The 21150-nt window shown below is 53.4% G+C and carries 17 protein-coding genes and 2 pseudogenes; 8 read left to right on the forward strand and 11 right to left on the reverse strand.

Annotation, left to right across the window (positions count from 1 at the left end; all coding sequences use genetic code 11):
• Positions 1-359: 359 nt before the first annotated feature.
• Positions 360-707 carry an ACT domain-containing protein gene (locus HPY71_12695; GenBank protein ID NPV54355.1) on the forward strand — a complete coding sequence of 116 codons (348 nt, stop codon included), beginning with the start codon at positions 360-362 and terminating at the stop codon, positions 705-707.
• A 40-nt stretch (positions 708-747) separates the two neighbouring features.
• Entirely contained in the window at positions 748-2118 is a 1371-nt protein-coding gene (locus tag HPY71_12700) for a PFL family protein (GenBank protein NPV54356.1), read from the forward strand.
• Here HPY71_12700 and HPY71_12705 read toward each other — a convergent pair.
• Entirely contained in the window at positions 2098-2436 is a 339-nt protein-coding gene (locus HPY71_12705; GenBank protein NPV54357.1) for a hypothetical protein, read from the reverse strand. The two genes, HPY71_12700 and HPY71_12705, sit on opposite strands and share 21 nt — an antisense overlap.
• Before the next feature lie 532 nt (positions 2437-2968).
• Between HPY71_12705 and HPY71_12710 the strand changes: the two are divergent.
• The 5 genes and pseudogenes from HPY71_12710 to HPY71_12730 all read left to right on the forward strand — a co-directional run bounded on the left by HPY71_12710 (position 2969) and on the right by HPY71_12730 (position 9385).
• A pseudogene (locus tag HPY71_12710) lies at positions 2969-3965 on the forward strand (ABC transporter ATP-binding protein).
• A gap of 46 nt (positions 3966-4011) precedes the next feature.
• Positions 4012-5115 (forward strand): ABC transporter ATP-binding protein, encoded by a 1104-nt coding sequence (locus HPY71_12715; protein NPV54358.1) that lies wholly within the window; start codon positions 4012-4014, stop codon positions 5113-5115.
• A 145-nt stretch (positions 5116-5260) separates the two neighbouring features.
• Positions 5261-7090: an ABC transporter substrate-binding protein gene (locus HPY71_12720; protein ID NPV54359.1), complete on the forward strand. Its 1830-nt coding sequence runs from the start codon at positions 5261-5263 to the stop codon at positions 7088-7090.
• A 205-nt stretch (positions 7091-7295) separates the two neighbouring features.
• The gene (locus HPY71_12725) at positions 7296-8327 is read left to right on the forward strand and encodes an ABC transporter permease (GenBank protein ID NPV54360.1); all 1032 of its coding nucleotides are present in this window, start codon (positions 7296-7298) and stop codon (positions 8325-8327) included.
• 194 nt (positions 8328-8521) lie between these two features.
• Positions 8522-9385, forward strand: coding sequence for an ABC transporter permease (locus tag HPY71_12730; protein NPV54361.1), 864 nt, complete (start codon positions 8522-8524; stop codon positions 9383-9385).
• A gap of 226 nt (positions 9386-9611) precedes the next feature.
• Here the strand turns inward: HPY71_12730 and HPY71_12735 are convergent, their stop codons facing one another.
• From HPY71_12735 to HPY71_12770, 8 genes are all read right to left on the reverse strand, one after another.
• Positions 9612-9755 carry a hypothetical protein gene (locus HPY71_12735; GenBank protein NPV54362.1) on the reverse strand — a complete coding sequence of 48 codons (144 nt, stop codon included), beginning with the start codon at positions 9753-9755 and terminating at the stop codon, positions 9612-9614.
• A gap of 128 nt (positions 9756-9883) precedes the next feature.
• A complete protein-coding gene (locus HPY71_12740; protein ID NPV54363.1) occupies positions 9884-10384 on the reverse strand; it encodes a hypothetical protein in 501 nt (166 codons plus the stop codon).
• Between the two features lie 286 nt (positions 10385-10670).
• Positions 10671-13358: a hypothetical protein gene (locus HPY71_12745; protein NPV54364.1), complete on the reverse strand. Its 2688-nt coding sequence runs from the start codon at positions 13356-13358 to the stop codon at positions 10671-10673.
• A gap of 175 nt (positions 13359-13533) precedes the next feature.
• The gene (locus HPY71_12750; protein ID NPV54365.1) at positions 13534-14565 is read right to left on the reverse strand and encodes a LacI family DNA-binding transcriptional regulator; all 1032 of its coding nucleotides are present in this window, start codon (positions 14563-14565) and stop codon (positions 13534-13536) included.
• 36 nt (positions 14566-14601) lie between these two features.
• On the reverse strand, positions 14602-15654 hold the full coding sequence (locus tag HPY71_12755) for a hypothetical protein (protein ID NPV54366.1): 1053 nt from the start codon (positions 15652-15654) through the stop codon (positions 14602-14604).
• Positions 15655-15849: 195 nt separating this feature from the next.
• Positions 15850-16743, reverse strand: coding sequence for a carbohydrate ABC transporter permease (locus tag HPY71_12760; protein NPV54367.1), 894 nt, complete (start codon positions 16741-16743; stop codon positions 15850-15852).
• Positions 16744-16758: 15 nt separating this feature from the next.
• Entirely contained in the window at positions 16759-17643 is an 885-nt protein-coding gene (locus HPY71_12765; protein NPV54368.1) for a sugar ABC transporter permease, read from the reverse strand.
• Between the two features lie 98 nt (positions 17644-17741).
• Positions 17742-19016: an extracellular solute-binding protein gene (locus HPY71_12770; GenBank protein ID NPV54369.1), complete on the reverse strand. Its 1275-nt coding sequence runs from the start codon at positions 19014-19016 to the stop codon at positions 17742-17744.
• Positions 19017-19734: 718 nt separating this feature from the next.
• On the opposite strand from HPY71_12770, the gene HPY71_12775 reads away from it, so the two are divergent.
• Complete coding sequence (locus HPY71_12775; protein NPV54370.1) at positions 19735-20109, forward strand: hypothetical protein; 375 nt, start codon at positions 19735-19737, stop codon at positions 20107-20109.
• 57 nt (positions 20110-20166) lie between these two features.
• Here the strand turns inward: HPY71_12775 and HPY71_12780 are convergent.
• Both HPY71_12780 and HPY71_12785 read right to left on the reverse strand, forming a co-directional pair.
• A pseudogene (locus HPY71_12780) lies at positions 20167-20585 on the reverse strand (HEPN domain-containing protein).
• Positions 20566-20835 carry a nucleotidyltransferase domain-containing protein gene (locus tag HPY71_12785; GenBank protein ID NPV54371.1) on the reverse strand — a complete coding sequence of 90 codons (270 nt, stop codon included), beginning with the start codon at positions 20833-20835 and terminating at the stop codon, positions 20566-20568. Before HPY71_12785 ends, HPY71_12780 begins: the two are co-directional and overlap by 20 nt.
• Positions 20836-21150 lie beyond the last annotated feature (315 nt).

The raw sequence follows: 21150 nt of genomic DNA on the forward strand, positions 1-21150 counted from the left end.
AGGTCTCCACGTGAGTAATGCTCTGGGTGGCTAGAGAGAATCTGGCAAGATTACCATCCCGATTGGGAGCATAACTCCTGTATTGCCAATGAGTTCATCTTCTGGATCATAAAGAAGTTATGCGCCCAAGGCCTGCAGGGGGCTTTTTAAAATCGGCGAGCTAGGATATAATGTTGCACATAGATGCACATAAAAGGTGCCGACCGAAGGTGCTCAGCGAAGGTGCGAGCACTCTGCCAGGCCGGCATGTGGCAGCCGGTCGATTATTGCCAGCAAAGGCCAGGTAGACCCGCGCGCACTGGCTCGACGGATGGGAAATATTTCTAATCGAGGGAGTGTTTGATAGAGGGTGAATCAGCATGCATAGCAACACAGGCAAGAGCGGCAGGGATGAGGCAGGCAGGAGTGCTAGAAATGATGTTGACGGCGGTAGGTCTAACAGGGCCGTGGTGAGCGTTGTAGGGAAGGATAGGATCGGGATCATAGCCCGCGTGGCGGGGATTCTCGCCGCGAACGGGGTCAACATCCTCGATATCTCGCAGACAATCATGCAGGAGTTCTTTACCATGATCATGCTGGTGGACCTTGGCCCGGAGCGTTCCAGGTTTGCCAGGATTCAGGGGGAGCTCGCTGCGGCGGGTGAGGATATGGGCTTGAAGATCACCATCCAGCACGAAGACGTTTTCAATTTTATGCATCGGGTTTAGTCAAGATAGATTGTGCACCGGGGAAGGGGTCATGAGCGAGATGAAGTTGGTTAACCTATCTCCAAGCGAGATATTCGAGACAATACGCATGGTCCAGATGGAGAACCTGGATATCAGGACAATCACCATGGGGATAGACCTGCACGATTGCGCGGATCCCGAGCTCCCCCGGCTAAAACACAAGATAGCGGGGAAGATTCGCCGCTGTGCCTCCAACCTCGTGGAGGTCGGGCGAGAGATCGAGCGCGAATATGGAATCCCGATAATAAATACACGTATCGCCGTGACACCTGTAGCGGATATTGGGGGAGCGCTGGATGCCGGAGGGTTCGTTGAGCTGGCTCACTGCCTGGACCGGGTGTCAGGGGACCTTGGAGTGAACTTCATAGGGGGTTTTTCGGCGCTGGTCCACAAGGGAGCCACCTCCAGCGAGCGAGCCCTGATCGCGGCCATCCCGCAGGCCCTCTCCGAGACGGAACGGGTCTGTTCCTCCGTAAATGTAGGTTCTACGCGCGCCGGTATAAATATGGATGCGGTGAGGGATATGGGCTCGATCATCAAGGGTGCGGCGGAGCGCACGGCCGGTCGCGACGGGATCGCCTGCGCCAAGCTGGTGGTATTCTGCAACGCGCCTGATGACAACCCCTTCATGGCGGGGGCATTTCATGGAGCGGGTGAACCCGAATGCGCTATAAATATCGGGGTAAGCGGCCCTGGGGTCGTTTTAAGGGCGCTTCGCGAACACCCGGATGCCGATCTCGGCACATTGGCTGGCATCATCAAGAGAACAGCCTTTAAAGTCACCCGGATGGGCGAACTGGTTGGCCGTATCGCCGCCGAGCGCCTTGGTGTGCCATTTGGTATAGTAGACCTGTCGCTTGCCCCGACCACTGCGGTCGGCGATAGCGTAGCTGAGATCATCGAGGCGATGGGTATCGAGAGGTGCGGCGCGCCTGGCACCACTGCTGCCCTCGCGCTCATGAACGATGCTGTGAAAAAGGGCGGGGCGATGGCGTCATCATATGTCGGCGGTCTGAGTGGGGCCTTTATCCCCGTGAGCGAGGATAGCGGGATGATGGCCGCTGTCGAGGCTGGAGCCTTGACTCTGGCAAAACTCGAGGCCATGACCAGCGTTTGCTCCGTTGGGCTTGATATGATAGCCATACCGGGCGATACGCCTCCCGAGACCATATCCGCGATAATTGCCGACGAAGCTGCGATTGGCATGGTAAATGGCAAGACAACAGCGGTCAGGATTATACCCGTACCTGGCAAGGGCGCGGGAGAATGGGCCGAATTCGGTGGCTTGCTCGGCCGCGCCCCGATAATGGAGGTGAGCCAGTTTTCCTCGAGGGGCTTTAGCTTGAGGGGCGGCAGGATACCGGCGCCGCTAAGAGCCTTGAACAACTGAGAATTGAAGAATCGAGCGGTGAATCGAGGAACTGGGTTCTGCTGGGATGGATATGCCGCCGAATTCCTCCGCCGCGAATGCCCATAGGAAGCCACCGATGAAGGCTGCTGCCGGGGGGCTGTGCACGAACTCCGCGATAATGCACGAGAACACCCCTCCGATAAACCCCAGGCATGCATCGATGATATATTGCTCAAAGTTCGATAGCTCCTGCTTTGCCAGGTCTGCCCCGGCTCTGGCACCAAAGCCTGCGATCGCGCCGAGCAAACCGGCATTTATTATCTCCTGCCGGAAGTCTTGTGCGTGTTCGTCCATCATCGCTCCCCCCTTCCAACTTGGTTAGCATTGCAGTACTACCTGTTAGTTCGCTTAGCCCTCTCAATCTCCGGTCCTCATATGGAAACCAGGGGCAGGACCACTGGTAGAACGATGCCGCTTGAAATCCTGGCTTTATTTAAATCTATGCAGGATACGGAAGCTCTGTGTGTGGTTGATCCTGTTCGACCGAATAGGCTGGAGAGCAGGCGGGTGGAAGGCCGGGTCAGCCTGCCGCAAAACCCGTGCATGAGGCCAGGATAAGTACCGGAGGATGGGGCAACCCGGCCTTGACACGAATAGGTGGGGGTGGTAACATTATACTAGATGCGAAGGGATTCCTGGAGCATCCGATTATAAGTTTGCATTACGAATTCGCAGCGTTTCAGGTTCATCCAGCCCACCGAAACCCCGGTTCGGAGCATTCTTATTAACTTTAACTGTTCTACGTCAACTGTTCTACTATGAGGTGAGCGCTTTGGACAAGACCCCTGCGGATGAGTCGGGCGTACAAAACGGTCAACTATCTCCAGATATACTTTTGAAGGTAGAGGATCTCGCCACATATCTTCGAACCGATGAGGGCACCGTCAAGGCCGTTGACGGGGTATCCTTCGCAATCCGGCGGCACCATGTCCTGGGAGTTGTGGGCGAAAGCGGCTGTGGGAAGAGTATGACGGCCCTTTCCATCATGCAGCTGGTCCCCAGGCCTCACGGGCGCATTCATTCAGGTCACATTTTTTATCGTAGGAACGGTGCAAATGGGACGAATGGAGAGTTAATCGATATTGCCGTGCAGGACCCGCGCGGCAAGGTAATGCGCAGTATTCGCGGGGCCGAGATAGCCATGATATTCCAGGAGCCCATGACATCCTTGAATCCCGTATATACCATTAGGAGAACAGATTGCGGAGGTTGTCAGGCTCCACCGGAAGGCCTCCCAGAAGGAGGCGCTGGATCTCGCCGCCGAAATGCTGGGCCGGGTGGGCATCCCAAGCCCTTCCGAGCGGATCCGCGAATACCCCCACCAGTTGAGCGGCGGCATGCGGCAGCGCGCAATGATAGCGATGGCCCTCTCCTGCAACCCGCGGCTTCTTATCGCAGATGAGCCCACCACGGCGCTTGATGTAACGATACAGGCCCAAATCCTCGATCTGATTCGTCGTCTCCAGGACGAATATCAGATGTCACTCATGCTGATCACCCACAATCTCGGGGTTGTATGTCATATGTGCGACGACGTTGCAGTTATGTATATGGGCAAGATCGTCGAATATGCACCTGTCCACGAGATCTTCCATGAGCCCCGACATCCTTACACGATCGGCCTCTTGAACTCAATTCCCAACATCAGGATGAAACAAAAGAGGCGCCTTGTCCCCATAGAGGGAGTGGTGCCAGACCCCTTTGACATCCCTGGTGGGTGCAGGTTTGCGCCCAGGTGCCCGCGAGCTATGGAGATATGCGGCGAAGAGCCGCGCCTCGTAAAGCTAGATGATGGGCATGAGGTGAGGTGCTGGCTATATGCGTAATATGCGCACGCGTGTGGATGCGGATGATAAGCGCGCGACGAGAACGATGGCGAGCGAGCTGCGTGGTGCGACCAAGCCAGATGGCGCGACCGGGCCGCGTGACGGGATCGACTCGCGTAACAGGGGCAACCAGGAAGTGCTGCTGGAGGTCCGCGGACTCAAGAAGTATTTCCCCATACTGGGCGGGCTCTTCAGGAAACCGATAGGCTACGCGAGAGCCGTAGATGGGGTTGACCTTTACATCCGGCGCGGCGAGACCCTGGGACTGGTAGGGGAGAGCGGGAGCGGGAAGAGCACTACCGGCATGTGCATCCTGCACCTCATCGAGCCGACTGCCGGGGAGATAAGATTCAACATGGATGGGGAGCCAATTGAGGTAAACAGCAAAACCATAAAATCCCTCAGAAAGTCGATGCAGATCATCTTTCAGGATCCATATTCCTCCCTGGACCCCCGGATGAAGGTGCAGGACATCATAGCGGAGCCGCTCGAGGCTCAGGGAATGCGGAGCCGGAGGCAGCGGTACGAGCGGGTGGAGGAGCTGCTCAATGCCGTGGGCTTGAGTTCCCAGCATATGAGGAGATTCCCCCACGAGTTCAGCGGCGGGCAGCGGCAGCGTATCGGTATAGCTCGAGCCCTTGCCCTCAATCCCAGCCTCATCGTATGTGACGAGCCGGTCTCGGCGCTCGATGTCTCGGTGCAGGCCCAGGTCCTCAACCTGCTCGAGGACCTGCAGGCGCGATTCGGTCTCACCTATCTATTTATCGCCCACGATTTAAGCGTTGTACAGCATGTAAGCGACAGGGTAGCCGTCATGTATCTGGGCAAGATCGTGGAGATCGCTGGCGTCGAGGAGCTATTTGATAACCCGCGGCACCCATACACCGAGGCGCTCTTCTCGGCGATCCCGGTGCCGGACCCGGAATTCCAGTACAAGCAGATCATATTGGAGGGCGACATCCCGAGCCCGATAAACCCGCCCCCGGGGTGCAATTTTCACCCCAGGTGCAGGTATGCCCGGAGCATTTGCTCAAAAGAGGAACCGGTGCTGCATGAGGTGGGGAACAGGGATCACCTTGCAGCATGCCACTTCGCGGATGAGCTGGGGCTTATGGGCGTCTGGAGCGCGGGGGCGGCGCAGACGGGTTGAATTATGGGTTGAATTAGTATATTGAGAAGCCTTCAGGAGACAGTTGTACTGCCCTGCTTAGTGATGCAGTTGGCGATTTTTGTGAGTTTCGATGAAGATGGCTCAGGCCATTTTCATAAAAAAACAGATAGGGGGAGGTAGTTTTATGAGAGCGCTTTCGAGGTTGGTTGTCCTGGTTTCCCTATTGGCTCTTGTCTCTGTGTTGTCTTCGGCTCAAGCTTCACCTGTAAAGAATCCGGACACATTTGTCTATGTCACCATCGGTGGGCCGGACTCGCTGGATCCCGCGTACGCCTATGATACAGCGAGCGGCGAAGTTATCTACAACATGTATGATAATTTGGTAGCGTATAAGCCGGGCGATATCTCGGAATTCGTTCCCATGCTCGCAACCAGGGTCCCAACCGTGGAGAACGGCCTGGTCTCCAAGGACGGGCGCACCTACACATTCCCGATCCGCAAGGATGTGAAATTCCACAACGGGGATGTCCTTACGCCCGAGGATGTGGAGTACAGCTTCGAACGGTCGATGATTATGGACCCTGACGGCGGGCCGGTCTGGATGCTTCTCGAGCCCCTGCTGGGCGTATCGAGCCTGAATGATCTCGCTTCGGATCTCATGGGGACTCAGATAACCTCCGACACCTTCGATAAGGTCGACAGCAAGACCCTCAATAAAATCTATGACATGATAGACAAGGCCGTCGAGGTGAAGGGTGATAACGTAGTGTTCCACCTCAAGAGGCCCTACCCGCCGTTCATGGGCATCCTCGCGCACTCCGCCAACTGGAGCGTGATCATAAACAAGAAGTGGTGCATAGCCCATGGGGACTGGGATGGCAAGGCGGATACCTGGGCGAAGTTCCATAATCCCCCCAAGGAAAAAACAGTCCTGTTTGATAAGGGGGTCGGCACTGGTCCCTACAAGCTCGTGAGGTGGGATAAGAACGCGAAGCAGGTCATATATACACGCTTTGACGGTTACTGGCGTGGACCTGCTCCTGTGAAGAACGTAGTCATAAAGTACATCGATGAATTCAACACGCGCAAGTTGATGTTGCAGAACGGCGAGGCCGATATGATCTATGTCCCCGTGATGTACCTCGACCAGGTGAAGGCGATCCCCGGGGTTAAAGTCGTGGAAAATCTGGCTGGGATGTCCAATACCGCGATCCTGTTCAATCAGACGATCCCCGTCGAGGGCAATGATGATGTTGGCAGCGGGAAGCTGGATGGCAACGGCATCCCGTCGGATTTCTTCGGCGACATCCACGTAAGGCGCGCCTTCAACTACTGCTTTGACTGGGATGCATATATCAAGGAGGTATCCCTGGGCCAGGCGCGCCAGCCCAAGGGGCCGATCCCGATGGCCCTGCCCTACTCTAACCCCAAGCAGCCGACCTACCACCTGGATCTGAAGAAGGCCGAGGAGGAGTTCAAGAAGGCGTTTGGCGGGAAGCTCTGGGAGAAGGGCTTCAAGATGACAATCTCCTATAACTCGGGTAATGACGCCCGCAAGGCGGGTGCCGAGATCCTGGAGGCCAACATCGAATCCGTAAATCGCAAATTCAAAGTTGATGTACGTGGCGTGGAGTGGTCGACATACCTAGATAAGCTGAGGAGTGGCCGGCAAACCATATTCTTCATGGGATGGCTGCCTGACTACCCTGATGCTCACAATTTCGTCCACCCCTACATGCACAGCAACGGCGCCTTCGCAGGTTACACGGGCGAGGCGATGCGCAAGCTTGCGCGGGAGAAATTCGATTCCCTCATTGAGCAGGGCATCGCAACCCTCGATCCCAAGAAGCGACAGGAGATCTACTACAAGCTCCAGGAGCTCGCCTACGAGGAGGCCATAGCGATCTTTACGGCTGAGCCTATCGAACACAGGGTCATGCGCGACTGGGTCAAGGGATTCACATATAACCCTGTGAGGCCGGGAGAGTTCGACTTCTACGAGCTTTCGAAGTAACTGTAACTGGCTGGCCGGCCGGCTGATAGAGGGCTGGTGGCCGCTTGGAGGGTGGAAGCCGGGATGGCCAGGCCGGATCGTCCCGGCTTCCACTCCGGGCCAGGTCCGGGCCCAGAGATCTTCTCCCTCTTTAAGCCAAGCCTCATCCCGCGCGAGAGTAAACAAGCGTAAGCTGCGCCAGGTTTCTGCGAAGGGGCGGGTAACAGTGGTAAATTACATAATAAGGCGGCTCTTCCTGTTGCCGCTGGTGATCTTTGGGGTAACCATCATGATCTTTGGCCTGATGCAGTTGCTCTCCCCGTACCAACTTGTGAGCACTTACATCAGGTCGCCGGAGGAGCTTCGCAATCAGGATATAGATGCCCTCGTCAAAAAATACCATCTCGATGACCCATTTTACGTACGCTATGGCCGGTGGTTGAATAACCTGGCCCATGGGAATTTGGGCTGGTCCGAGTCGGCGAATATGACGGTAAGCGAGGCTATTGCTGCGAGATTTCCGGCCACCCTGGAGCTTGTCCTTTTTGCCGTGATCCCGGTGGTGATTGGCGGCATCCTTCTCGGGTCTTTCTGCGCGGTTCATCACAATGATCCCTATGATCATGCTGCCAGGATCTTCGCTATAGTCGGGTGGTCCCTCCCGGATTTCGTCTTTGGTCTTATTGTCCTGATGTTCTTCTACGGGGTTCTCGGGTGGTTCCCGCCCGGGCGGCTCAGCACCTGGGCGGACCAGATAGTCATGTCCAAGGCCTTTATACGATATACGGGCATGAATACTATAGACGCTATACTGAATGGGAACTGGGCGGTATTCTGGGACGCCATTCGCCACCTGATCGCGCCCACGATAACCCTGGCCTACCTCTGGTGGGCGTTCATCATGAGGATCACGCGTTCAAGCATGCTTGACGTATTCAACAAGGATTACGTCACGACTGCCAGGGCCAAGGGCCTGCCGGAGAGCGTGGTTATAAGGAAGCACGTCCGGCGAAATGCCCTCATCCCCGTTGCGACGGTGGCAGGGTTGATGGTGCTGGGGCTCCTGGGGGGCGTCGTTATCATAGAAAGCGTATTCGACTACAAGGGCATCGGGCTCCTGACCGCAACGGCGGCCCAGCAGCTCGATTACCCCACCGTCCTGGGCACCACCATGTTTTACGGGATGCTGCTTGTGATCGTGAACCTTGCGGTGGATATACTTTATGCATTTATCGACCCGAGAGTGAGGCTGGAGTAATATACACTCCCGGGTCGCGGGGGACAGGGATGGGGACCGGGGTGGAAAGAAACGGAACAGGAACCCTACCTGGACCTGGGTCTGGGAACCAGGAGCTGGGAATTAGGAACCGGGATTAGACGAACTGGGACTAGACCTGGACCTGGAAGCGAACCTGGAAGTGAAACTGGAACTGGAACAGGAGCGAGGTTATCATGTGGAGGAAGTTGGTAAGGAATCCTATATCACTGCTTGGCCTTATCCTGGTGATCTTCTTCATTTTTGTAGCCCTTGCCGCGCCCTGGCTCGCCCCGCCCAGGTATTCCGACGAGCCCTACAGAATACCAAGATATGGCTGGAGCTCAACCCCGCGGCCGCCATCGCCGGAACACCCGCTTGGGCTCACTCAAGGCCAATATGATATATACTACGGCATTGTATGGGGGACGAGGACGGCCTTCAGGGTCGGCCTCATCGTGGTGGGGGCCAGCTGCCTCATAGGGATAATAATCGGTGCCGTATCTGCCTATTACGGTGGGAGGCTGGATGAGGTGCTGATGCGGATTGTGGATATATTCTTGAGCTTTCCCTTCCTCATAGCCGCCGTGGTTCTCACTACGATCCTGGGCAAGGGCCTGGACAAGGTCATGATAGCCATGATCGCCTTCGGGTGGATGGGCTACGCCCGCCTGATGAGAGGCAGCATCATTGCGATAAGGGAGGAGGAATATGTGCTCGCGGCGAAGGCGTGCGGGGTCCGCGACCTCAAGATAATCCTCCGCCACATCCTGCCCAACTCGATCTTCCCCGTCCTGATCCAGGCATCTATGAGCCTGGGCTCTGTTGTGATAACGGCGTCCAGCCTGAGCTTCCTCGGCGTTGGCGCGCCGGAGGGCTACGCGGATTGGGGCCAGATGATAAGCTTCGCCCGCAACTGGCTGCTCGGCACCGCCGGGAACCCCCTGGAATACTGGTATACAGTTATCTACCCGGGCCTAGTTATAATCCTGTTTGTTTTGGCATGGAACCTCATCGGGGATGCATTCAGGGATATCCTGGATCCCAAGATACGGGCGTAAGGTCGGCCTTTGTGCGGAGGCGGAGCTAAGTGCAGGTTCCTTAATTTGTGCCAGTTTACCAGCACGTTCCGGGACTTACGGTGTTGCGCTCTGGGGACGGCGCGCTTGCGGCGCGCCTCCGTTGAAATTTGGCGCGAGGGCCTTGCCAAATTTCAAAGGCCCCGTCGCGCAAACACCGTAAGTCCCGGAAAAGCAGCGGTAATCTGCGAACTCGCACTTAGTGTCCCTATTTCAGCGCCAGGCTGATGAGCCAGCCGAATATCCCGAGCGTGCCCAGGATAATGGCTATGAGGAACAGGATCAGGCCCCATTCGCTCGATGCAGACACCGGCTTCTGGGCTTCATTCTCGAGCTCTTCACGGTTTTTCATATATGGCTTCCCCTCTCTGTTATCCTTTTTCAGCTTAGCCTAGATTGGCCTAGCCTAGCTTTCCCTAGTTTCGATCTGCTAGGTAGCCTCAACCAGCCTCATATCGCAGGATGTGAGGCATGTGAGATCTAGGATGTGAAAACGGAGAAGAGGGGCCAGCCTTTATACCTGCTCCCGTTGCATGAAGGAGTGAGCAATGCTGCGAGGAAAACGGCTGACACGCGGCCACCTTCGGGCTCCATGACTGTCCCCCTGAGCTCCGGCTGGAGCTTGACCTTTTGATCCTGGAGCCTGAGCGGAGTCCAGGTCCGCAGCGTAAGCGTCCCTTGCGGCAGCTCGTTTTCACGGCATGAGTTTGTCAACGCGGCGGCGGAGCTCTGTGGGCTTGAGACAATGGTAATATGAGGGACGCTGAGGTCCTGGGGACGGTAGCCCTCCGATATGGAGTTACTCAGGGGGGCCATGCCCCAGACCAGGACGATGCAGAAAAGCGCTATGAGGATGCCCCTCATGCTCTTGCTGAGCCTGCCGGCCCGCATGAGGCTATTGATGGACCCAGTGGGAGGATTTATTTTTATATCGCCAGAATCAATGCCTGATCCGGGATTAACCCTCGAGCTCGCTGCCACGAATCTATCACCCGCGCCGTCCAAATTATAACGTCTAAATTGCAAATTGGAAAGGATAAAAACGGGTCGGAACAGCGCTAATCTGATTATAACATACCATCAAACTTAATGGCACTATTATTGCAGATGATGATATGATGATCGATGATGATCGCCCTGATACCCGTTTGAGCGCTCAAGCGGTTCATTGCACCAGGTTACATCCCGTTGGCCCAAGTCAGCTCCCATGACTCTGCTGGATCATCTCGGAGAAACATGGATCGAGTTGTCGCTTATCGGGGAAGACTCATTTCTCAGCACGGTTGTATTCGAGAGCGTATTCCAGCACAGTCGTATTCCAGCCAGAGACCTGTAATGAAGGCCGTCCCACCACGCCTTTAGTTTTCCCTGATGTGATTTCCCCTGGCACGATCGAAAACTGGAACACCTCGGATTCACCTGGTAGGATTGTAACATAGTTCCTTTTATAGAAGACCTCATCGCATAATTCCGGTGTTTCGAGAACCACGAACATCGCCGGACTTTTACCGGTATTCGCAACTTCCATTAAATACGCTTGCTCAATTGAGCTGCCGGATCCTCGGCCGGTTTGTTCGCGTATGATCTTGTTGATCTGCAGCTGTGTCTTGGGGGCTTGCAGCAGCGGCTGGAGTGGATCAGTCTCTTTACTCGAAAAAACATATGTAGTTGAGTTTCTGACCTGCTGGGCCTCATTCCAGATTTGCAGGTGCAAAAGAAAAACATCCTCGAAGGCTACGGGGATCTGCCACTCAACAGGCCCGATGTCATACGCGCACTCTTCGCAGGTAATCAAGTCGACTTCACCGGAGTTGTCCACGTATGATCTGCCTTTGAGGTCAGTTATGGAATACGCGTAGGTGTATCTGCCTCCCGGTAATCCCGGGCCCGTGTTTATCCATAGATCGGCGCTGAATGTCTCAGCCGGTTTCCACACGAGCTTTTCATAGGAGGCCCCCAGATACACGCTCGAGTAACAGTCGGCGACCCAATAATAAGCCATCTTTGGTACCGTATAGTAGTCTATTGCGGAAGTACATACGGCGTTGGGCCAGGGTTCGTTGAATTGCCAGGGGATTGTCCCCGAACACCGGAACTTGCGCCGCATGTTGGAAGCTATAGCATATCGGAGCCCCTCGGCCTGGATGATTTGGGATGCCTTCACGAACATATCGATCTCGTGTAGCTCGCCAAAGAGTTCTTCGAGTTGTTTCCTGTGGTCCCACCAGTCGCCACCGTGATGATGCCATGACGGGTTGGAGTTGTCGGGTGGCCACATGGAGGCATCTTCCAGGAATCGCCTGAGCGACCCCGTCGAGGTGGCACCCGGGCAGCCAAGCTCGCTGTGGAACAACGCCTTGTTGCTATTGTAAAGATAGTAATGCTCATGCGCACCCAGGTAGTGCCAGGGCCCGTGTACGTCATGTACTTCAGCATGCTTCTTTACGATATCTCGCGTGAGGGTAAACACAGGGCCGGTTGGAGAGCTCGGAAAAAACGGCCTGTCAGGATCCAGCTCGGTGACTGTTGTTTGCAGAGCAGCTATCACAGGTTCATCGCCTGTGATTGGGATCTGGTTCTCATCCATAAGTTCGTTTCCGCCGCACCACGCCACAAGGGACGGGTGGTTCCGCCTCAACGGGATTATCCCTCGGGCCTCTCGAACGAGCATTTCTATGTATTCGGGGTCGCTGGAGGGCATATTGTCCAGGCCAGAGCTTGACAAGATGAATTCCTGCCATACCATTATTCCGTTCCGATCACAGGCGCGGTAGAATTCCTCTTTTTCGATGAGGCCGCCGCCCCATACCCTCAGGAGGTTGACATTGGCGCTTCTGGCGAGTTCAATCAGCCTTTTATACTTTCGGCTCAGATCTCGCCCATACAGTTGATCGGCAGGAACCCAGTTCCAGCCTCGCACAAAAGTCCTCTTTCCATTCACAACGAATGTGTATGCTCGAGCGTTTTGGGGTGCATTGTCATTCGGTATGACTTCAATCTTACGTATGCCAAATTCGTCGGTACGCTGATCGAGAACCTCGCCGTCGGCATCGTAGAGTATGATTTCAGATTCATATAAGTTCGGGTCACCCATGCCGTTCGGCCACCACAGTCTCGGGCGCTCGATCAAGTGTTCGATAGTCAGTTCGCTTCTTGATGTAGTTTCCTCCGGGCTGCACTCCACGACCTTGTTGGATATGGTTTGGCCCGAAAACTTAATGCGGCTTTCGAGCCGCACCCCGTCCAGGGTGCTGGCACCGGTCCGGCCGGTGGCGGCCACACGAGCTACTATTCTGATAGTGGCTTGTCCGAGGCTTTCCGCCAGAAATGATCGCACCCAGAGGTCTTCGATCGACGCTTCATCGTATACAACCAGCCTCACAGGTTTCCATATGCCCAGCGGGACGAGCCTTGTCGAGAAATCCCACCCATACGCCATGCGACATTTATGTGTCCTGACCCTGCTTGTGTAACCTATCTGCGGGTACTCATCAGGTGCAGCTTCTATTGCTACATAAAGAATATTGTCCTCGCCTGGCTTGATAAAATCCGAGATGTCGAACTCTACGGGAGTAAACATTCCCGTGTGTTCCCCCAGCTTCCGGCCGTTCAAGAAGAAATGGGCCGAGTAATCTATCCCCTCAAAACGGAGGCCAACCTTCCGGCCGGCCAAATCACTCCCTAAACGGAAGCGCTTTTGATAGACCCAATCCCTCTCCGATACCCATTCGGCTTTTCTGCTGTTGAGCTCGAAGCAGGGGTCTTCTATCATTCCTAGTCGCAGCAGATCGGTCTGGACGGTCCCGGGGACTGAGGCCGGATACCATGAGCCATCCAAACCTGATCCGTCACATCCGTCATTGTCATTCGCGTAGACCTTTTGATAATCCCATGCTGCTCCTACAAAGCCTTTCAAACGCCAACCTGTACCTGACAGATCGATTACCTGCTTCATTAATACCTATTCCTCCCACCATACCGACGAGATGTGCTTCTTCTCCTGGACAATGTGCGAGAGCTACTCAATTACTACCCTTGAAAAATACCCTCATGCTCATACACGCGGGGACGTTTTCATCCTTTGCTGGTGCCGCGGGAAGCGGTAATTTAGTTCCCATCTGTTCTCGTTCTCATCTGTTCTTGCATCTAACGCAGCTTTCCCGCTCCACCAGGTTGACACAGACCACTGTCCGTGAAGGATGGACATTTCGCCCGCTCATGAGCTCCTCCAATCTGACCACAGCGAGAGCACCGATCTCCTCCTTGTGGATTCTCATGGTCGTAAGCGGCGGTTCCGAATGGATGGCTATGTCAACATCATCGAAGCCTATCACCGATATATCATCCGGGACGCTCATACCGGAAGAGCGTACTGCCTTTATGGCACCGACCGCCAGATGATCGTTCGCGCCGAAAATGGCGGTGGGCATGTTCTTGGTCCTCTCCAGCATCCTTTTCATGAGCAGCATGCCGGTTTCCACGGTGGCCTCGAGCTCTCTATCTGCAACGATAATGTCTGGATCCGGTTCGATTCCAGAGTTTAGGAGAGCCTCCCGATAGCCGTAAAACCTATGTAGTATGCTGGGATGTCTCATGTTTGCGCCGACGAATCCTATATGTCGGTGGCCCAACCCTATCAGGTAATTGACTGCCTCAAACGCTCCATCGAAATTATCGATTTCTACACGGTTCATCCTTTTATCGACGATGTTACAGTCTACGAATACCGCAGGGTATTCGAGTTCCACAACACGCCTGAAGAAGGCTTTTGTGGTCTGTGCCGCCACTATCACCCCGTCGACTTTCCCTTGATCGAGAAAACCGGTAGCCTCTTCTTCGGAACTTGTTATTGTCAGCATAAAGTGATACCCATCCTTTTTAGCCTGAGCCTCTGCACCTTTAAAGATTTTCGTATAGAATAATTCTTGCGGCGAGAAGCCTTTGCCGTCGATCAAAAATGCGAGGTTTCCGGTTCGTCGGGAGAGTTGGTTTATATTATTGGGTTCATAGCCTAGATCCCTCATGACTTGGATAATATGCCTTCGCGTGTTATCGCTCACGAGTTCCGGTTTGTTCAAGGCCCGTGAGACTGTGGACTTGGCAACCTTGGCCTTTTTTGCGATATCTTCCAGTGTGAGTCTCATCAACTGCGTTCCTTTCATTCATTTATTTACTCGGCACAGTTATTTATTCAACATTCATTTATAAACCCCATACTCCCTGGCCGTTCGTATAAGCGTACGTATATTCTCCTCTGGCGTGTCCCTGCCGCACTGATCACCGGTAGAAAGGATAAACCCGCCACCGGCAGCGGCGTTGTCGATGGCCTGTCGTGCGGCTCTCTCTACATCCGAGGGGGTCCCTTTGAGCATGACATCGGTGGTGTGGATATTGCCCATGAGACAGAGTTTATCACCGTAAAGCTGTTTGAACTCCCGCAAGTTTGAGTCCCCCATCGGCGGGATCTCGAGCGGATTGATGTAATTTAGATTTGTTTTTTCATAGGCCGACTTGACCACGTGGGCTTCCTTCCCACAAGAGTGGACGCCGGAGATGACACCAGCTTCCTTGCACATCTTGGTAATTTTCTCCAATGTTGGCAAGGTAAATTTATCCCATAATTCTGGTGATTGCAAGGTGATGCTTCCGCTTCCGACGGTTAAGATATGGTCAACACCTGCATCTATCGCCATTTCACATCGACGCAGAGCATTTTTCTCATGTACTTCCCGGAGTTCCTCGAATCTGTCCGGGTGATCATAATAGGCGTATGTGAGCGCTTCGAGGTTTCCGTCGAAATAGTCAAGCCATGTATGAAACCCCGGACATTCAATGAACGTTCCAAGAGGTCCAAGCTCCCCCAACTCTGCCCTCTGTTCTTCCAAGACGCTAGAGTCGTAGTCGAGAATCTCGGGGAATAGTGCGAGAAGTCGGGGGAAATCTTGATCAAAATCCTTCACGACTTTAGACGTCTTGGTGGGGGGATCAGCCACATAATAAGTCACTGTTTCGGTGAGGTCCCCTGCCGGAGTCTCGAAGACTCTTTCCTCTATCCATCTGCTTTTTGTCTTTTTGAGGCTCAGTCTCCTTGGTTTGATTGGATACGGCGTCAGGTATTCGATGTAACCGTCTATGAACCAAGCGTCGAAGTCGTAATATCTCACGGCGTCAATATATGCTTTCCACAGCGGGGGATTCTCGTTAACATAAATTTCCCAAAACGGCTTTCCAGTCAGTTTACAGGGGATCATATTGGAAATATCGGGCGCAACCGGGATCATGTCCGGCTGCCCGTTTCGCATGGCAGTCATCATGCGTTCCCTCGAAGTCATTTTCTTCTTAGTTGTCATTTATCATCATCACCACATTCTGTGTAAAGCCGTTTACAATGAACATTACTATATATATCTTAAGTGAACATTGCTATATCCTAACTTACGCCACCCTCAACCCTTGACTGCCCCAGCGGTCATCCCCTTGATCAGCCTATCCTGCAGTATCATGTAGATGACCATGCTCGGTATCATGGCAATCGACACAGCGGCGAGCGTTTCAGACCACTGGACCGCGTACCTCCCCGTAAACCTCAGGATCCCGAGGGGCAGTGTCTGTTCGGTGTTTCTCGATAGGAAAACGAGGGCGAACAGGAGCTCATTCCACACTCCAAGGAAGCTGAATATCGATACTGTGGCTATAGCGGGCAGGCTGGTCGGCACTATGATTCTCAAGAAGAGTTGTGGCACCGAACAGCCGTCTATAACCGCTGCTTCCTCAAGCACGCTCGGGATGGACCTCATGAAGTTGGTAAGAATGAAGATGGATACGGGTAGATTGAACGCTATATACGGTATAGCCAGGGCGAACCTCGCGCCCAAAGAATTGATGATGGGTTGCATGCTGATGTAAAGCGGTATGATCGTGGAATGAACCGGTATCATGATTCCCATGAGGAAGAAGGCAAGGGCGAGGCCGGAGAACCTCCATTTCATCCTACTGATGGCGTAAGATGCCATAAGAGATACGACCAGAGATACGCTCACGGCGATGGCAGATAGCATCACGCTGTTAAACAAGTTGTACTTAAGTTGATGTTCATTCCACACCTTTTCATAGACGCTCGCGTCGAAACCTCGTGGGAACCCCCAGGGATTTTGGAAGAACTCCTCGCTATCTCTCAATGAACTTATGATCGTCCACGCGATCGGATAAATGACTGTCACTGCCAATGCAATGAGCAGCCCATAGATTATAAGCTTTTTTAGTAGCTGCAGTCTGAGGTTGAATCTGATCTCACGCGCACCCGACGTGTGGGCTCCCCGAACCGGGACATCTCCCGACATTGCTTCCCCGCCTCCTCAAAACTCGACCGGATTCTGCGCGAACAACTTGTTTAATATAACCGTGAGTGCGATGCATAACACCAAGAGAACGACTGAGATAGCGCTCCCGTAACCGTATTCCATCTGGGTAAATGCCTTCTGGTACATCTGGAGCGCAAGCACATCCGAAGCGTGTGCCGGCCCTCCCCCGGTCAAGACGTATATATTATCAAACGCCTTTATAGAGCTCGTGGTTATAAGCACAAGGCTGATCTTAACAAACGGCTTCAGCAGGGGAAATGTGATGTAACGTATCATTTTGAACCCGGTAGCGCCTTCGATCTCTGCTGATTCGAATATGGAATCCGGAACTGAAGTAATACCGGTGAGAAAGATTACCATGTGATAGCCGAACCACTGCCATGCCACGCTGACTATGACTGCGTAAAGGGCAAATCTCGGGTCAGCGAGCCAAGTGTGCGTCAAACGCTCCAACCCCAGTCCTCTGAGGGCAGTGTTAAGAATTCCCATATTCGGGTGATATATAAATTGCCAAAGCAGGCTCACCGCTGCCGCCGAAATGGTACACGGCAAGAAGTAGACATTTCTAAAGAGCTTCGTAAGCTTGCCGAGTCTTACTACAACGCTGGCTAATAGGAATGCCAGGGGTATTTGCAGCAGTATCGAGCCTATGGTAAACACAAACGTGTTTTTTAAAGCAGTAAAGAAGATGTAGTCTCTTGTAAACAACCGGGCGAAATTGTCTAGGCCAACGTAATACAGTTTGCCGACGATATCCCACTTGAAGAAGCTATAAACGACCGACTTCACAATCGGATACGGTATGACTGCACTGTAGAGAAACAGGGCTGGAGCCATAAAAACGAATATCAGAAGCTTGTTACCCAACATCTTCTGCATATCACAATTCCACCTCAGTGGGTTATTTTAAACGTTCCGGGGGCCTAAAAACCCCCGGAACATGTACCATCTGGTCTAGTTCGGTCTCCTTAGTTGGATTATCTCATACTCTGTGCTATCCGTTCAAGCTGGGCGAGGGCCTTTTCTGGTGAAACACCCGCATAAAGTAATTGCGTGGTATTGTTGAGTTCTTTACCCAATGCCGGACCCAGGGGAACGTCCCACGGATACATAGTCCCGGTGGCCGATGCGAACGCGTTCAAGGCCTCGACCTGGATTGGATTCGCCTCGGCGGGGTCAATGGACACCTTGGTTGTCGGTATGAAGCCGAGCTTGGCGAACTTGCGCTGGCGCTCCGGCGAGAATATGAACTTGAGGAATTCAACTGCGACATCTTTGTGCTGCGAATTCTGTCCTATCGAGAATGCAACATTCGGTATGATGAGATAGTGCTTGCTGCTTCCCTTTCCGCCTTTGATATCTGGGAGGTTGAATATACCAAACCCGTCGACGCCCATCCTTGAAGTCAGGCCGGCGATCTCCCACGTGCCCATGAAATACATGGCGGCTTTGCCGTTGATAAACTTGGCTCTCGCCTCTTCGGGCGGTATGCCGTTGACGTCCGGCTCGAACGCACCCATCTTGATCCATTCCTGTAGCTTCCTTCCCGCCTCGATAAAGGGTGTGTCGGTCCACTTGCCGGTGCCTTCCATGACGGTGGCGCGATAGGCCTCTAAACCGCCAATGCGCTCGGCCAGCATCATATAGGGTATCGTGCCAATCCAGATTTCCTTGTTCCCGAGGGCTATCGGGATGATTCCGTTGGCTTTACAGACGTTGATTATGCGGAGAAAATCTTCGTATGTCTCAGGTTTCGAGAGCCCCAATTTTTTGAAGACCTTTTTGTTGTAAAAGATGAACTCTCCATCAAGCGTCGCGGGTATTCCGTAAACTCCGCCGTTAAAAGTGGTGGATTGAAGCGGTTCCTTTTGAAGGAAGGCTGCAAATTTGGGGTCCTTCTTGAACTCCTTGCTAAGGTCGTAAAGCCGTCCCGCTTTCGCAAACGGCTCCATCCGGCCGAGGGTCCATCCCTGAAAAACGTCCGGGGTATTGCCGGCAGCCATCATAGCGGTGATTTTGGTCAAGTATTCGTCGCCTGTGGCATTGGAGATCACGTTGAATTTTACGTTCTGATGCGACTTCTCGAACAGGGCGACGTTTTCATTCATCCAATCACGTAGGAGATCATCCTCCTGCCCTGAATTTTGATACATTACTGTTAGGGTCACGGGTTGTGCAAATGTAAAGACGCTCAACAAAGATACCCCCGTAAAGAGCACGGCAAACAACAACACTACGGCCTTCCTAGACATTATCGGGACCTCCTTCGGAAATAGATTTCCATGCCTCGTGGCACCGTGGCACCGTGGTGCCGCATGCCAGCATGGATGGCTACCTGGAGATTTTTCCCTAAAACTGAGATTCGAGCGGCAAAGACGTTTGTGCTGAGCGAAGTCACCATGTTCTGTCCCTATCATCGCCTCCTTTGAATCATGTGAATTCAGAGGAATTACGGGTAGAGATTGAAACGATGTGCCACGAATGTATCACAACATAGTGCGCTAATTTCGCAACATATTGCACAACTAAATATTCTATAAATGAAACGAAGTTTCCTGCTTGCTGACGGAGATTTTTTAAGAATTTGTATCGCAATGGCAGCGGGTGGAATCTACCGCGATATTCATCCTAGCTTCGTCCTATGTGAGTGTTCGAAGATTACCGCCACTTTTCCGGGGGTTGCCGGTGTTGCGCTCCGGGGACGGCGCGCAAGCACCGTAAGTCCTGGGACGCGCTGGTAAACTGGCATAAATTAAGGAACCTGCACTTAGCTTCGTTCTAGCATTTTCAACGTTTCAATTGGTTTCATTGCACCAGGAGCGAAAATGTGGTAAATTTAAATTGAAGGCTATCTGTTGGTGGCCCTGAAGGTTGTCCACCAATGGCGTTTTTGTTGGTGGGTCGGTGGCGTTATTGATGTAAATGGATGGGGCAATGTAGTAGCCTGCTTTCGGAGGGAGTGCGAGTATTATGGGCTTGTTCGCCAGGTTGTTTGGTTCGGCGGCAGGGCAGCCTGCGAAGAGCAAGGCTGCAGGGGCCCCGGCAGGTAGTAGCGACCGCAACGCCGTCTGGGTCTATGTAAAATGCAAGAAATGCGGAGAGATTATTGCGTTGAGGCTACGCAAGACCGATGAGATCCAGCGGGATTGCGATGGTGTGTGTTCGGCGCCGGGGGCGGTATTCTTTGTTAGAAAAGAGGTCATGGGCACCAGGTGCTTCAATAGAATAGACTTGCTAGTCGAATTCGACGCGAACTACAGGGCGGTGGGCAGCAAGATCACAGGCGGCGAGCTCGCATCGCGCGAGGAGTATCTTGCGCAGGCCGAGGCGCAGGCAGAAGGGTAGCGAGCCGGCAGTGAAGTGAGAGCTGGCAGTGGGTGGATTGGCTGAACCTCCCCATGGCTAAAGCCAGGGGGTTCTGCGGAACTTGGCAATGGTATCAACCACATCATTCGCCAGGTCAACCGTTTCGCGGGCAGCCTTCTGATTATAAACCTGCGCAGGGATGCTATCGGGAAGACCGTTTGGGTATCGGGTGGGAATATAATAGCCATCCAGGATCGCCAATGCGCTGCGTTTATCCTCTATCCTCTTGTCATATTCGCCTGTCTTCTCTCACTCAACGCGTTTACGGAGTGCCCCAAAACTAGCAATTCGCCCTTCGCATAAAGGAAAGCCTTGATTGCTTTCTCGGCCACTCGCTGAGCCAGAAAGCAGGCAATATGATATCCGCCTTCTTCAGCTAACCTATGAGCCCATTTGAGATCCTCTCGTGCCTGGTCCAGCCACCGCCTGGCCTCTTCAATCGGTGATTTCCTCATAAAGAACCTCTCCTTCTGAAAGTGCCTTCTGAATAAACGGCCTCCCTTGCACCCTTTCCCATTCCTCAGGGGTGTAAACCAGGATATCGGCTGCCACGCGGGGCGCGAGCTGTCTGTAAAGCCACCCTGTGCGTTCAATAAACGGCAGTTCGCTGTCGAGGATCACAAGAAGGTCCAGGTCAGTGAAGAGGTCAGCCCTTCCCCTGGCATAGGATCCGAAGAGAATTACCTTCTTTGGACTATTAATTATGGTGTGGAAGGCTTTATTGTTGGTGTCGTTCTGGTGTCAGTGTTATCTGGACTTCTTTTTATGGGTGTACTTTGCCGTGGGTGTACCTACCATAAATTTTCCGCCACCTAAGGAGGATTCAGATAAGCCCCGTCGAAATGAACTAATGCAAGGGCAATTGTTCAAAATCGGGTGGTTTTGCCTATCAACCGGATCTATTACGATCTATTACGGAGTAGACCCCCATGCTGCGGTTCGACGCCACAGAGAATGAAAGTGTCTCTGGAAGTAATTGGGTCATTTCTAGGCTACGAAGTATTGTTGAAATACGAAGTA

Source organism: Bacillota bacterium (assembly GCA_013178125.1).
Taxonomy (GTDB): Bacteria; Bacillota; SHA-98; order Ch115; family JABLXJ01; genus JABLXL01.

Coding starts and splice junctions, on each gene's coding strand:
- HPY71_12695 (NPV54355.1), top strand. CDS start 360: ATGCATAGCAACACAGGCAAGAGCGGCAGGGATGAGGCAGGCAGGAGT.
- HPY71_12700 (NPV54356.1), top strand. CDS start 748: ATGAAGTTGGTTAACCTATCTCCAAGCGAGATATTCGAGACAATACGC.
- HPY71_12705 (NPV54357.1), bottom strand. CDS start 2,436: ATGATGGACGAACACGCACAAGACTTCCGGCAGGAGATAATAAATGCC.
- HPY71_12715 (NPV54358.1), top strand. CDS start 4,012: ATGGCGAGCGAGCTGCGTGGTGCGACCAAGCCAGATGGCGCGACCGGG.
- HPY71_12720 (NPV54359.1), top strand. CDS start 5,261: ATGAGAGCGCTTTCGAGGTTGGTTGTCCTGGTTTCCCTATTGGCTCTT.
- HPY71_12730 (NPV54361.1), top strand. CDS start 8,522: ATGTGGAGGAAGTTGGTAAGGAATCCTATATCACTGCTTGGCCTTATC.
- HPY71_12735 (NPV54362.1), bottom strand. CDS start 9,755: ATGAAAAACCGTGAAGAGCTCGAGAATGAAGCCCAGAAGCCGGTGTCT.
- HPY71_12745 (NPV54364.1), bottom strand. CDS start 13,358: ATGAAGCAGGTAATCGATCTGTCAGGTACAGGTTGGCGTTTGAAAGGC.
- HPY71_12750 (NPV54365.1), bottom strand. CDS start 14,565: ATGAAAGGAACGCAGTTGATGAGACTCACACTGGAAGATATCGCAAAA.
- HPY71_12755 (NPV54366.1), bottom strand. CDS start 15,654: ATGATCCCCTGTAAACTGACTGGAAAGCCGTTTTGGGAAATTTATGTT.
- HPY71_12760 (NPV54367.1), bottom strand. CDS start 16,743: ATGTCGGGAGATGTCCCGGTTCGGGGAGCCCACACGTCGGGTGCGCGT.
- HPY71_12765 (NPV54368.1), bottom strand. CDS start 17,643: ATGCAGAAGATGTTGGGTAACAAGCTTCTGATATTCGTTTTTATGGCT.
- HPY71_12770 (NPV54369.1), bottom strand. CDS start 19,016: ATGTCTAGGAAGGCCGTAGTGTTGTTGTTTGCCGTGCTCTTTACGGGG.
- HPY71_12775 (NPV54370.1), top strand. CDS start 19,735: ATGGGCTTGTTCGCCAGGTTGTTTGGTTCGGCGGCAGGGCAGCCTGCG.